At 61.6% G+C, this 13,753-nt stretch carries 10 protein-coding genes; 8 read left to right on the top strand and 2 right to left on the bottom strand.

Translation table 11 applies throughout. The annotated features are described in order from the left end of the window. Positions 1 to 68: 68 nt before the first annotated feature. From C4K38_RS04570 to C4K38_RS04535, 8 genes are all read left to right on the top strand, one after another. Entirely contained in the window at positions 69 to 1,694 is a 1,626-nt protein-coding gene (locus C4K38_RS04570; protein ID WP_053277451.1) for an ABC transporter substrate-binding protein, read from the top strand. A 305-nt stretch (positions 1,695 to 1,999) separates the two neighbouring features. Next, positions 2,000 to 3,601 (top strand): ABC transporter substrate-binding protein, encoded by a 1,602-nt coding sequence (locus C4K38_RS04565; protein WP_053277450.1) that lies wholly within the window; start codon positions 2,000 to 2,002, stop codon positions 3,599 to 3,601. A 172-nt stretch (positions 3,602 to 3,773) separates the two neighbouring features. Then, positions 3,774 to 5,195 carry an OprD family porin gene (locus C4K38_RS04560; protein ID WP_053277449.1) on the top strand — a complete coding sequence of 474 codons (1,422 nt, stop codon included), beginning with the start codon at positions 3,774 to 3,776 and terminating at the stop codon, positions 5,193 to 5,195. 81 nt (positions 5,196 to 5,276) lie between these two features. Continuing rightward, positions 5,277 to 6,872 carry an ABC transporter substrate-binding protein gene (locus tag C4K38_RS04555; protein WP_053277448.1) on the top strand — a complete coding sequence of 532 codons (1,596 nt, stop codon included), beginning with the start codon at positions 5,277 to 5,279 and terminating at the stop codon, positions 6,870 to 6,872. Between the two features lie 72 nt (positions 6,873 to 6,944). Next, on the top strand, positions 6,945 to 7,955 hold the full coding sequence (locus C4K38_RS04550) for an ABC transporter permease subunit (RefSeq protein WP_023969582.1): 1,011 nt from the start codon (positions 6,945 to 6,947) through the stop codon (positions 7,953 to 7,955). Between the two features lie 11 nt (positions 7,956 to 7,966). Then, positions 7,967 to 8,893 carry an ABC transporter permease subunit gene (locus C4K38_RS04545; RefSeq protein ID WP_007927027.1) on the top strand — a complete coding sequence of 309 codons (927 nt, stop codon included), beginning with the start codon at positions 7,967 to 7,969 and terminating at the stop codon, positions 8,891 to 8,893. Positions 8,894 to 8,903: 10 nt separating this feature from the next. Beyond that, positions 8,904 to 9,872 carry an ABC transporter ATP-binding protein gene (locus tag C4K38_RS04540; RefSeq protein ID WP_053277447.1) on the top strand — a complete coding sequence of 323 codons (969 nt, stop codon included), beginning with the start codon at positions 8,904 to 8,906 and terminating at the stop codon, positions 9,870 to 9,872. After that, complete coding sequence (locus C4K38_RS04535) at positions 9,872 to 10,843, top strand: peptide ABC transporter ATP-binding protein (protein WP_053277446.1); 972 nt, start codon at positions 9,872 to 9,874, stop codon at positions 10,841 to 10,843. Before C4K38_RS04540 ends, C4K38_RS04535 begins: the two co-directional genes overlap by 1 nt. Positions 10,844 to 10,962: 119 nt before the next feature. On the opposite strand, the gene C4K38_RS04530 is transcribed toward C4K38_RS04535, so the two are convergent. Continuing rightward, positions 10,963 to 11,223 (bottom strand): hypothetical protein, encoded by a 261-nt coding sequence (locus tag C4K38_RS04530; RefSeq protein ID WP_053277445.1) that lies wholly within the window; start codon positions 11,221 to 11,223, stop codon positions 10,963 to 10,965. A gap of 479 nt (positions 11,224 to 11,702) precedes the next feature. Next, positions 11,703 to 13,286 carry a peptide chain release factor 3 gene (locus tag C4K38_RS04525; protein ID WP_053277444.1) on the bottom strand — a complete coding sequence of 528 codons (1,584 nt, stop codon included), beginning with the start codon at positions 13,284 to 13,286 and terminating at the stop codon, positions 11,703 to 11,705. Positions 13,287 to 13,753: the final 467 nt, after the last annotated feature.

The raw sequence follows: 13,753 nt of genomic DNA, 5'->3' as shown, positions 1-13,753 counted from the left end.
AAGTATCGGCGGGTCGACTCATAAGGTCGCCCTCTACACCAAAAATGACAACAAATCATGAGGCAACCATGTTCAAACAAGCAGTCATTCCGCTTTTAGTCAGCGCCGGCTTGCTCGCCAGCGCCCCCTTCGCCCAGGCGGCGACTAACCTGGTGTTCTGCTCCGAAGGGAGCCCGGCCGGTTTCGACCCAGGCCAGTACACCACCGGAACCGACTTCGACGCCTCAGCAGAAACCATGTTCAACCGTCTCAGCCAGTTCGAGCGTGGCGGCACCGCCGTCGTTCCTGGCCTGGCGACCAGTTGGGACATTTCCGACGATGGCCTGACCTACACCTTCCATCTGCGCGATGGGGTGAAGTTCCACACCACGCCGTACTTCAAGCCGACCCGTGATTTCAACGCCGACGACGTGCTCTTCACGTTCAACCGCATGCTCGACAAGGACATGCCGTTCCGCAAGGCGTACCCGACCGAATTCCCTTACTTCACCGACATGGGGATGGACACCAACATCACCAAAGTCGAGAAAGTCGACGACAAGACCGTCAAGTTCACCCTGAAAACCGTAGACGCAGCGTTCATCCAGAACCTGGCGATGAGCTTCGCCTCCATCCAGTCCGCCGAGTACGCCGACCAACTGCTCAAGGAAGGCAAGCCGGGCGACATCAACCAGAAGCCGATCGGCACTGGCCCGTTCGTGTTCAAGAGCTACCAGAAAGACTCCAACATCCGTTACACCGGCAACAAGGAGTACTGGAAGCCTGAAGACGTGAAGATCGACAACCTGATCTTCGCCATCACCACCGACCCGTCGGTACGCATCCAGAAGCTGAAAAAGAACGAATGCCAGGTCACCCTGTTCCCGCGCCCGGCCGACCTCAAGGCCCTGGGCGAGGACAAGACCCTCAAGCTGCCGCAACAGGCCGGCTTCAACCTCGGCTACATCGCCTACAACGTGATGCCTGTGCTCAAGGGCCGCACCGACGCCAACCCGCTGGCCGACCTCAAGGTCCGTCAGGCGCTGGACATGGCGGTGAACAAGCAGCAGATCATCGACTCGGTCTACCAGGGCGCGGGCCAGCTGGCGGTCAACGCCATGCCACCGACCCAGTGGTCCTATGACAACACTATCAAGGATGCCAAGTACGACCCTGAGAAAGCCAAGGCGCTGCTCAAGGAAGCCGGCATCAAGGAAGGCACCCAGATCACCCTGTGGGCCATGCCCGTGCAGCGTCCGTACAACCCGAACGCCAAGCTGATGGCTGAAATGCTGCAGTCCGACTGGGCGAAGATCGGCCTGAAGGTCAACATCGTCAGCTACGAATGGGGCGAGTACATCAAGCGTTCCAAGGGCGGCGAGAACCAGGCGATGATCATCGGCTGGAGCGGTGACAATGGTGACCCGGACAACTGGCTCGGCACCCTGTTCGGCTGCGACGCCATGAACGGCAACAACTTCTCCAAATGGTGCGACAAGCCGTACGACGCATTGATCAAGCAAGCCAAGGCCACCCCGGACGTGGCCAAACGCACCGAGCTGTACAAGCAGGCGCAACACCTCCTCAAAGACCAAGTCCCGATGACACCTATCGCCCACTCGACGGTGTTCCAACCCATGCGCGCCAACGTGCAGGACTTCAAGATCAGCCCCTTTGGCCTGAACTCGTTCTACGGCGTCAGCATCAGCAAATAAGGGTCCGCAACGGCGACGTCATCTGACGTCGCCGTTGCCTTACCTGCCAGGACTGCCGGAACTCGAACGCTCTTCCTCTTGCTGCGCCCCATCGTGGTGAGTACGGGCATTTCGGAAGTTCCCTACATGTCTTTCAGGCTCTTTGGCATTTACTACCCATGCGGCGACCCCTACCGTCAAAGCATGGAGTGGTGCATCCATTGCCCGGCATTTGCTGCAAGCGAGACTTGGGACCGATGACATGACCGCCTCCGGATGGGGCGACTGCTCATCGATCAAAACAATAAAAAAGGAGAGGGATCGTCATGCGTCATCCCCTGGTTTTATCCGCCCTGCTGGGCACCGGTCTGTTGACCGCGACCTCCGCCAGCCTGGCGGCCAGCAACAGCCTGGTGTTCTGCTCCGAAGGCAGCCCGGCCGGTTTCGACACCGCGCAATACACCACCGCCACCGACAATGACGCGGCGGAGCCGCTGTACAACCGGCTGGCGGAGTTCGAAAAGGGCGCGACCAATGTGGTGCCGGGCCTGGCCACCCGTTGGGATATTTCCGCGGACGGCCTGCAGTACACCTTCCACCTGCGCGAAGGGGTGAAGTTCCATACCACGCCGTACTTCAAGCCGACGCGTGATTTCAACGCCGACGACGTGGTCTTCACCTTCACCCGCATGCTCGACGCCGAGCACCCTTTCCGTAAGGCCTACCCGACCGAGTTTCCCTACTTCAACGGGATGAGCCTGAACAAGAACATCGCCAAGGTCGAGAAGACCGGGCCGCTGACCGTGGTGATGACCCTGAACTCGGTGGACGCCGCGTTCATCCAGAACATCGCCATGAGCTTCGCCGCGATCCTCTCGGCCGAATACGCCGACCAGTTGCTCAAGGCCGGCAAGCCCAGCGAGATCAACCAGAAGCCGGTCGGCACTGGGCCGTTCGCGTTCAAGAGCTACCAGAAAGACTCGAACATCCGCTACACCGCCAACAAGCAGTACTGGGACCTGAGCCGGGTCAAGCTCGACCAGCTGATTTTCTCCATCAACACCGATGCCTCGGTGCGCGTGCAGAAGCTCAAGGCCGGCGAATGCCAGATCACCCTGCACCCGCGGCCAGCCGATGTCGAAGCACTGAAAAAAGACCCGAAACTGCAACTGATCGAAAAGCCTGGCTTCAACCTCGGCTATATCGCCTACAACGTTCGCCACAAGCCCTTCGACCAGCTCGAAGTGCGCCAGGCGCTGGACATGGCGGTGAACAAGCAAGGCATTCTCAACGCTGTGTACCAGGGCGCCGGCCAACTGGCTGTCAACGCCATGCCGCCGACCCAGTGGTCCTACGACACCAGCATCAAGGACGCCGCCTACAACCCGCAAAAGGCCCGTGAGCTGCTCAAGGCCGCCGGGGTCAAGGAAGGCACGGAAATCACTCTCTGGGCCATGCCCGTGCAACGTCCCTACAACCCCAACGCCAAGCTGATGGCCGAAATGCTCCAGTCCGACTGGGGCAAGATCGGCCTGAAAGTGAAGATCGTCAGCTACGAATGGGGCGAGTACATCAAGCGCACCAAGAATGGCGAGCACGACATCAGCCTGATCGGCTGGACCGGCGACAACGGCGACCCGGACAACTGGCTCGGCACCCTGTACAGCTGCGACGCCATTGGCGGCAACAACTATTCCATGTGGTGCGACCCGCAGTACGACAAGCTGATCAAGCAGGCCAAGATCGTCACCGATCGCGAACAGCGCACGGTGCTCTACCAACAGGCCCAGCAGTTGCTCAAGCAGCAGGTACCGATCACCCCTGTCGCCCACTCGACGGTCAACCAGCCGTTGAGCGCCAAAGTCGAAGGATTCAAGGTCAGCCCCTTCGGCCGCAACGTGTTCTCGGGCGTCAGCATCGACCAATAAATGATTAACCAGGCCGCTGGGGGCGACATTCGCCCCCACGCAAATCTGTTGCCTGAATTCGGCGATCAAGCCTCATGCAAACGTTTGCGATGCCTTGAATGAGTTGTAAACCAAAAGCCGGTCAACCCAAAAAGACCGACATAAAAATAAAGAAAGCAAAGGAGCTTCACCCATGAAACCGAGCAACACCGCGTTACTGGCCCTGGCCATCAGCAGCATCACGGCCATGGCCCATGCGGAAAGCGTGAGCCAGGAATTCATTCCGACGACCCTGGTCGGCACCAATGCCCAAAGTGAAGCCAAGGGTTTCATTGACGGACAGAGCCTTGGGGGCACTACCCGCAACTGGTATGCCAATGAACTGAAGCGTCGTGACGACCGGTTCAGCTACAAGAAAAACAGCGTCAAAAACGATCCCACTGCACCCAAGACCCCGACCGCCCGTCGTATCAACTGGGTCCAGGGCACCATCCTCAATTACACCTCGGGCTTCACCCAGGGCACCGTTGGCGTCAGCACTGAAGTGGCTGCCTACAACGCCATCGCGCTGGATCGTGATCGCAAGGACATTGCCGGTGGCTCCAACCGTACCCTGGCGGACTCCAACGGCGACGCCGTAGATCAGTGGAGCAAACTGGGCCTGGCCAACGTCAAGTTCCGGGTATCGAATACCACGCTGACCGCCGGTCGTCAGAACTTCAGCACCCCGATTGTCGACGTCATCGGCAACCGTGCGCTGCCTTCCAGCTTTGAAGGCATCAGCCTGCACAGCGAAGAACTGAACAACCTGTCGTTCGACCTGGCCGGCTTCGATCGCGTTTCGCCACGGAGCGAACAGAGCCTGTCGAAATTCCGTACCGAGTACTCCGCCACCGGCGTGGAAACCGACAAGGTCTACACCGCAGGTGTGAACTACCAGCCGTTCAAGAGCTTGAAGACCAGCCTGTATGGCGCCAAGGTCGAAGACTTCTGGAACCAGTACTACTTCGGCGCCACCCATGAACTGGGTGATAGCCAGGTACTGAGCCTGACCACCGGCCTGAACTACTACAAGACTGTCGACGAAGGCAAAAAGCTGATGGGCGAGATCGACAACGACACCTACTCGCTGTCGCTCGGCCTGGCTCACCAGGCTCACAGCCTGACCTTCTCGTACCAGGAAGTGAACGGCGACACCTACTTCGACTACCTGCACGAAACCAACGGCATCTACCTGGCCAACTCCCTGCTCTCGGACTTCAACGGCCCGAACGAGAAATCCTTCCAGATCGCCTACGGCCTCAACATGGCCGAATACGGTGTACCGGGCCTGAAGTTCAACATCTACCAGGCCCGTGGCTGGGGCATTGACGGTACCCACTACCGCGGCACCGCCTACACCGACCCGGGCGCCCAGCGTGGCGACCTGAGCCTGATGGATGGTGAAACCCACTACGAATACGGTATTGGCGCGTCTTATGCAGTTCAGAGTGGTCCGCTCAAGGCCACCGCCATTCGTGCGACCTACACCACGCACCGGGCCAGCGAACATCAGGCCGACGGCAACATCAACGAGTTCCGCCTGGTCACCACCATCCCGTTCAACATTCTCTAAAAACACACCGGCTGGATGGCGAACTCATGACGAATTCGCCATTCCAGCTACTCTGGTTCAACCGATTGCAGAGGGTTCTAGATGAAAATGCTTCCCCTAAGAGCGGCCATCGCTGCCGCACTGCTGAGCGTCGCCGCAGGCGTCTCGGCCAAGCCCTTGGTGGTCTGTACCGAAGCCAGCCCGGAAGGCTTCGATATGGTCCAGTACACGACTGCAGTCACTGCCGACGCGGTGGCGGAAACCATCTTCAACCGCCTGGTGGACTTCAAGCCCGGCACCACGGACATCGAGCCGGCCCTGGCCGAGTCCTGGGAGATCAGCCCGGACGGCCTGACCTACACCTTCCACCTGCGCAAAGGCGTCAAGTTCCACAGCACCGATTACTTCACGCCGACCCGCGAGATGAACGCCGACGACGTGCTCTGGAGTTTCCAGCGTCAGTTGGACCCGAAACACCCGTGGCATGACAAGTCCAGCGTGGGCTTCCCCTATTTCGAGAGCATGGGCTTCAAGGAGCTGCTCAAAAGCGTCGAGAAAACCGACGACCACACCGTGGTCTTCACTCTGACCCGTCGTGAAGCACCTTTCCTGGCCGACGTGGCCATGGCCTTCGCCTCGATCTTCCCGGCCGAATACGCCGACCAGTTGCTCAAGGCCGGCAAACCCGGCGAGCTGAACAGCAAGCCGATCGGCACCGGCCCGTTCGTCTTCCAGCGCTACGCCAAGGACGCCCAGGTGCGGTTCAAGGCCAACCCGGACTACTTCCGCGGCAAGCCGCCAGCCGACGCGCTGATCCTGGCGATCACCACCGATAACAACGTGCGCCTGCAGAAGCTCAAGGCCAACGAGTGCCAGGTCGCCCTGTATCCGAAACCCGACGACATCCCGAGCATCAAGGCCGATACCAACCTGAAGGTCGACGACCTGGCCGCCATGACCGTGGGCTACGTGGCCCTGAACACCACCAAGAAGTACATGAGCGACCCGCGTGTCCGTCAGGCCATCAACATCGCCTTCGACAAGGAAGCCTACGTCAACAGCCTGTACGGCAAGGGCAACGCGGTGGTCGGCACCGGTCCCTACCCGCCGACCCTGCTGGGCTTCAACGCCAGCCTGGGCAACCCGGCCCGCGACCTGGACAAGGCCCGCGCCCTGATCAAGGAAGCCGGCGTGCCGGATGGCACGGTCTTCACCCTGTTCACCCGCAACGGCGGTGGCCCGACCAACCCCAACCCGCTGCTTGGCGCGCAGATGATGCAGTCCGACCTGGCGAAGATCGGCCTCAAGATCGATATCCGCGTCATGGAATGGGGCGAGATGCTCAAGCGCGCCAAGAACGGCGAGCACGACATGGTTTCCGCCGGCTGGGCAGGGGATAACGGGGACCCGGACAACTTCCTGACCCCCAACCTCAGTTGCGAGGCCGCCAAAAACGGCGAAAACTACGCTCGCTGGTGCAATAAAGCGTTCCAGAACCTGATCGATCAGGCCCGCGCCGAATCCGAGCCGGCCAAACGGACCGCACTCTATGAACAGGCCCAGGACATTTTCGACAAAGAGCAACCCTGGATCCCCATGGCCTATCCGAAAATGTTCACCGCAATGCGCAAAAACGTCGAGGGTTACCACCAGAGCCCCCTGACCACCAACAACTTCGCTACCACCCAGGTGAAGTAGATAAGAAACGCCCGGCATCCCTGACCCTGGGATGCCGGACACGCCTAACCGGCTGATGAGGTACACCAGAAGATGTTTAGTTTTATTGCCCGCCGTGTGGGGTTGTTGATTCCCACATTCTTCGGCATCACCTTGCTGACGTTCGCATTGATTCGCATGATCCCCGGCGATCCCGTGGAAGTCATGATGGGCGAGCGCCGGGTCGACCCTGAGATGCATGCCCAGGCAATGGAACGCCTTGGTCTGAACAAACCGCTGTACGCCCAGTACCTGGACTACATCGGCAAACTCGCCCAGGGCGACCTGGGTGAATCCCTGCGGACTCGCGAGAGTGTGTGGAGCGAGTTCACCTCCCTGTTCCCGGCGACCCTGGAGCTGGCCTCGGCCGCGATGCTGTTCGCCGCCGTGATCGGCCTGCTGGCCGGGGTGATCGCCGCGCTGAAACGAGGATCCCTGTTCGACCACGGGGTGATGGGCATCTCCCTCGCGGGCTATTCGATGCCGATCTTCTGGTGGGGCCTGATCCTGATCATGTTCTTCTCCGTGAGCCTGGGCTGGACCCCGGTTTCCGGGCGGCTCGACCTGCTCTACGACATCGAGCCGAAAACCGGCTTCATGCTCATCGACACCCTGCTGGCCGATGACACCAGCGCCTTCTTCGACGCCCTGCACCACCTGATCCTGCCGGCCATCGTGCTCGGCACCATTCCGCTGGCGGTGATCGCCCGGATGACCCGTTCCTCGATGCTCGAAGTGCTGCGCGAAGACTACATCCGCACCGCCAAGGCCAAGGGCTTGTCGCCCGCCCGCGTGGTGTTCGTGCACGGCCTGCGCAACGCGCTGATCCCGGTACTGACCGTGGTCGGCCTGCAAGTCGGCACCCTGCTGGCCGGCGCGGTCCTGACCGAAACCATCTTCTCCTGGCCCGGCATCGGCAAATGGCTGATCGAAGCCATCGGCGCCCGGGACTATCCCGTGGTGCAGAACGGCATCCTGTTGATCGCCTGCCTGGTGATCCTGGTCAACTTCGTGGTGGACATCCTCTACGGCTTTGCCAACCCACGCATTCGCCACCAGCGCTGAGGACAATACTCATGAGCACTCCAACCTCCTCAGTAGCCGTATCCGCCGTGGCCGTGGATCAAAGCCTGCTGTACCCCTCGCCGTACAAGGAATTCTGGCAGGCGTTCTCGCGCAACAAGGGCGCGGTGGCCGGCCTGCTGTTCATGCTGCTGGTGATCTTCTGCGCGATCTTCGCGCCCTGGGTCGCCCCGCATAACCCGAGCGAGCAATACCGCGACTTCCTGCTGACCCCGCCGGTCTGGCTCGAAGGCGGTCAATGGCAATTTATCCTCGGCACCGACGAACTGGGCCGCGACCTGCTGTCGCGCCTGATCACCGGTTCGCGCCTGTCGCTGCTGATCGGCCTGTCGTCGGTGGTCATGTCGCTGATCCCGGGCATCCTCCTGGGCCTGTTCGCCGGGTTCTTCCCGCGCTTGCTCGGCCCGACCATCATGCGCCTGATGGACATCATGCTGGCCCTGCCGTCCCTGCTGCTGGCCGTGGCGATCGTCGCCATCCTCGGCCCAGGCCTGATCAACACCGTGATCGCCATCGCCGTGGTATCGCTGCCGTCCTACGTGCGCCTGACCCGCGCCGCGGTGATGGGCGAGCTGAACCGCGACTACGTGACCGCCGCGCGCCTGGCCGGTGCCGGCCTGCCGCGCCTGATGTTCATCACCGTGCTGCCCAACTGCATGGCGCCGCTGATCGTCCAGGCGACCCTGAGCTTCTCCTCGGCAATCCTCGATGCCGCGGCCCTGGGCTTCCTCGGCCTTGGCGTCCAGCCGCCCACCCCTGAGTGGGGCACCATGCTGGCCTCGGCCCGCGACTACATCGAACGCGCCTGGTGGGTCGTGAGCCTGCCCGGTCTGACCATTTTGCTCAGCGTGCTGGCAATCAACCTGATGGGCGACGGCCTGCGCGATGCGCTGGACCCGAAACTCAAGAACGCCGCCTGAGGAGATTCCCATGTCACTGCTAGAAATCAAGAATCTCAACGTGCGCTTCGGCGACGCCCAGGCCGTTCCCGTGGTGGATGGCCTGGACCTGAACGTGGACAAGGGCGAAGTCCTGGCCATCGTCGGCGAATCCGGCTCCGGCAAATCCGTGACCATGATGGCGCTGATGGGGCTGATCGAGCATCCCGGCATCGTCACCGCCGACGCCCTCAGCTTCGACGGCAAGGACATGCTCAAGCTCAGCGCCCGGCAACGCCGGCAGATCGTCGGCAAGGACCTGGCCATGGTCTTCCAGGACCCGATGACCGCGCTGAACCCGAGCTACACCGTGGGCTTCCAGATCGAGGAAGTGCTGCGCCTGCACCTGAAGATGTCCAGCAAGGCGGCCCGCAAGCGCGCCATCGAACTGCTGGAAAAAGTCGAGATCCCAGGCGCCGCCAGCCGCATGGACGCCTACCCGCACCAACTGTCCGGCGGCATGAGCCAGCGTGTGGCGATTGCCATGGCGATTGCCGGCGAGCCGAAACTGCTGATCGCCGACGAACCGACCACCGCCCTGGACGTGACCATCCAGGCGCAGATCATGGACCTGCTGCTCAACCTGCAACGCGAGCAGAACATGGGCCTGGTGCTGATCACCCACGACCTGGCCGTGGTTGCCGAAACCGCCCAGCGCGTGTGCGTGATGTACGCCGGGCAAGCGGTGGAAGTGGGCAAGGTGCCGGAGTTGTTCGACATCCCCGCCCATCCCTATACCGAAGCACTGTTGGCGGCGATTCCCGAGCACAGCATGGGCGCCGCGCGCCTGTCGACCCTGCCGGGCATCGTTCCCGGTCGCTACGACCGTCCGCAAGGCTGCCTGCTGTCGCCACGCTGCCCGTACGTGCAGGAAAACTGCCGTCAGCACCGTCCAAGCCTCGATCCGAAAGCCGCCAGCCTCGCGCGCTGCTTCTACCCGCTGAATCAGGAGGTGGCGTAATGGCCGTCGTTCTTACCGCCCGCAACCTGACCCGCCACTACGAAGTGTCCCGCGGCCTGTTCAAAGGCCATGCGACCGTGCGCGCCCTCAACGGCGTGTCGTTCGAGCTGGAAGCCGGCAAGACCCTCGCGGTGGTCGGTGAATCCGGCTGCGGCAAGTCCACCCTGGCCCGCGCCCTGACCCTGATCGAAGAGCCGTCCTCCGGGTCCTTGAAAATCGCCGGCCAGGAAGTCGCCGGCGCCGACAAGGCCCAGCGCAAGCAACTGCGCAAAGACGTGCAGATGGTGTTCCAGAGCCCCTACGCCTCGCTCAACCCACGGCAGAAGATCGGCGATCAGTTGGCCGAACCGCTGCTGATCAACACCAAGCTGTCGGCCAGCGAACGGCGTGAAAAGGTCCAGGCGATGATGAAGCAGGTGGGCCTGCGCCCCGAGCATTATCAGCGCTACCCGCACATGTTCTCCGGTGGCCAGCGCCAGCGTATCGCCCTGGCGCGGGCGATGATGCTGCAACCGAAAGTGCTGGTGGCGGACGAACCGACCTCGGCCCTCGACGTGTCGATCCAGGCCCAGGTGCTGAACCTGTTCATGGACCTGCAGCAGGAGTTCAACACCGCCTACGTGTTCATCTCCCACAACCTGGCGGTGGTGCGTCACGTCGCCGACCACGTGATGGTGATGTACCTCGGCCGTCCGGTGGAAATGGGCCCGAAAGAGGACATCTACACCCGTCCCCTGCACCCCTACACCCAGGCGCTGCTGTCGGCTACGCCGACCATTCACCCGGACCCGGACAAACCGAAGATCAAGATCGTCGGTGAATTGCCCAACCCGTTGAACCCACCATCCGGCTGCGCTTTCCACAAGCGCTGCCCGTATGCCACCGAGCGTTGCAGCACCGAAGAGCCGGCCCTGCGCCTGCTTGATACGCGCCAGGTGGCCTGCCATTACGCCGAGCAGTTCCTCGGCTGATCCGGCAAAAAAAGGCGCCGCGGTTGCCCGCGGCGCCTGATCCGTGTTGACCAAACCCTTTCTGTCGGATTGCGCATCAGTCCGGCAGAAGGGGTTTTCTTTTTTCCGCAGACGCAAGCTCAGCCCTGGTTAGCCTCGTCTTCGCTGTCGGTATCCGGCTCGTCGGTGGTCGAATCGTCATCGCCCTCGCTGCCACCCTGCCCCTGATCGCCCGGCTCGGATTCCGATTTGGCGATCATCTGCATCCCGCCCTGCAGATGCCCCGGCACCCAGAAGCCTGGCACCCGCGCCGCCTGGTCGTTGGCCCAAGCCGCAGACATTCCCAGTGACAACAGCACCAGCACCTTGAGCAACAGCACAACCCGTTGGAAAACATTCATGTTGATTCCGTCCCTTTGCGTAGGTGAATCAATAATGGCCACAGGCCCTGACCTGCAAGGCGAGGCTTAGTATGAAACCTAGTCCCGAAGCCGGTGCTTTGCCAGATAGGGAGCTAGCTATTCGCCCACTGGATAGACAGCTTTCGACTAGGGCTTAAAACCTCCGGTTATGCCTCGCTCCTACGGGGACATGCGGGATTTGATTCGCGATCTACAGGCACACCACGCTTCTGTAGGAGCTGCCGGTCGACGCTCGATTGCCCGCGATGGCATTCGTTCGGGCAATGGGATTCCCGGCAGAATAGTGGTGGCAGGTTTTGGGGCTGCTACGCAGCCCATCGCGAGCAAGCTTCGCTCCTACAGAAGTATGCGCAGTTCGATCCATGCCCCACAGGATGGGCGGGCATCGCCTATCCACGGACATAAAAAAGCCCCGCGGTTTGGGCTGCGGGGCTTTTGGGTGAGGCTTGGCTCAGACCTTAGTGATGCTCGCGGGTCGCGCGGAATTTCACGTCGGGCCAGCGCTCTTCCATCAGCGCCAGGTTGACCCGGGTCGGGGCCAGGTAGGTCAGGTGACCGCCACCGTCCAGCGCCAGGTTTTCCACGGCCTTGTTGGAGAATTCCTCGAGCTTCTTCTTGTCGCTGCAATCGATCCAGCGCGCGGACCACACGGTGATCGGCTCGTAGGAGCACTCGACCTTGTATTCCTCTTTCAGGCGGCTGGCGACCACATCGAACTGCAGCACACCGACGGCGCCGAGGATGATGTCGTTGCTGCGCTCGGGGAAGAACACCTGGGTCGCGCCCTCTTCGGCCAACTGTTGCAGGCCCTGGCGCAGCTGCTTGGATTTCAGCGGGTCGCGCAGGCGCACGCGGCGGAACAGCTCCGGGGCGAAGTGCGGGATACCGGTGAAGCCCAGGGCCTCGCCTTCGGTGAAGGTGTCGCCGATCTGGATGGTGCCGTGGTTGTGCAGGCCGATGATGTCGCCGGCGTAGGCTTCTTCGAGCTGTTCACGCTCGGAGGAGAAGAAGGTCAGCGCATCGCCGATGCGCACGTCCTTGCCAGTGCGCACGTGGCGCATCTTCATGCCTTTCTCGTACTTGCCCGAGCAGATGCGCATGAAGGCGATACGGTCGCGGTGTTTCGGGTCCATGTTCGCCTGGATCTTGAACACGAAGCCTGTGAACTTCTCTTCCTGCGGCTCCACGCTGCGCTCGTTGGCCACGCGCGCCAGCGGCAGCGGCGCCCAGTCGACGACGGCGTCGAGCACGTGGTCGACACCGAAGTTGCCCAGGGCGGTACCGAAGAACACCGGGGTCAACTGGCCGTCCATGAACTCCTGCTGGTCGAACTCATGGCAGGCGCCCTGCACCAGTTCCAGCTGCTCGATGAAGCGCTCGTACTCGTCGCCCAGGTGGGCACGGGCTTCATCGGAATCGAGCTTCTCGATGATCTTGGTTTCGGTGCGCTCATGGCCGTGGCCGGCGGTGTAGACAATGATGTAGTCGCCCGCCAGGTGGTACACACCCTTGAAGTCGCGGTAGCAACCGATCGGCCAGGTGATAGGCGCCGCCTTGATCTTCAGGACCGCTTCGATTTCGTCGAGCAGTTCGATCGGGTCGCGGATATCGCGGTCGAGTTTGTTGATGAAGCTGACGATCGGCGTGTCGCGCAGACGGCAGACGTCCATCAGGGCGATGGTCCGTGGCTCTACGCCCTTACCGCCGTCGAGCACCATCAGCGCCGAGTCCACCGCGGTCAGGGTGCGGTAGGTGTCTTCCGAGAAGTCTTCGTGGCCCGGGGTGTCGAGCAGGTTGATCATGTGTTCGCGATAAGGGAACTGCATGACCGACGTGGTAATGGAAATACCCCGCTGCTTCTCCATCTCCATCCAGTCGGAGGTGGCATGGCGGTCGGACTTGCGGGATTTCACCGTACCGGCAACGGCAATCGCCTTGCCCATCAGCAAGAGCTTCTCGGTGATGGTGGTTTTACCCGCATCCGGGTGGGAAATAATGGCGAAAGTGCGGCGTTTCGCGACTTCGGCGGCCTGTTTGGTCATGGGAAATCGCCTGGCAGGTGATTCAAAAAAAGGGCGGCGAGTATAGCGCAAAGCAAGCTCCACGGACCACCGTTCGGCCTGGAGCCTCTGCAACCCTTGCCCTGTAGCCGCTGCCAAGCAGCGCGAGGCTGCGATTGGCCCGGGCGGCATTCCGATGCGCTCTGTCAGGTATGTCAAGGAGGCAGGTTTTGCGACGGCTGCGCCGCCGATCGCAGCCTCGCTGCGCTCGACAGCGGCTACAGACGCCAGGTATCAGAGATATCGGAGTTACGGGATCGAGGGTGGCCAAACGCGGCCAAATATGGAACCTTTTAAAAGGTGGAGGCGTCCACTCCCCTGTTACGAGCTTTTGTCAGGGGTAGAAAAATCAGCAAGTTAGCCTGACGAGGCTATGCGTATGGCTCGATCCCGCGCTGTTTCCAGCGCAGCGACGAGCTGCTTCTCGCGACCGTTCTTTTGGCAGCCAG

Source organism: Pseudomonas chlororaphis subsp. piscium (genome assembly GCF_003850345.1).
Classification (GTDB): domain Bacteria; phylum Pseudomonadota; class Gammaproteobacteria; order Pseudomonadales; family Pseudomonadaceae; genus Aquipseudomonas; species Aquipseudomonas piscium.
Note: the sequence above shows the minus strand (reverse complement) of the source record. Positions and strands in the feature narration are given on the sequence as shown.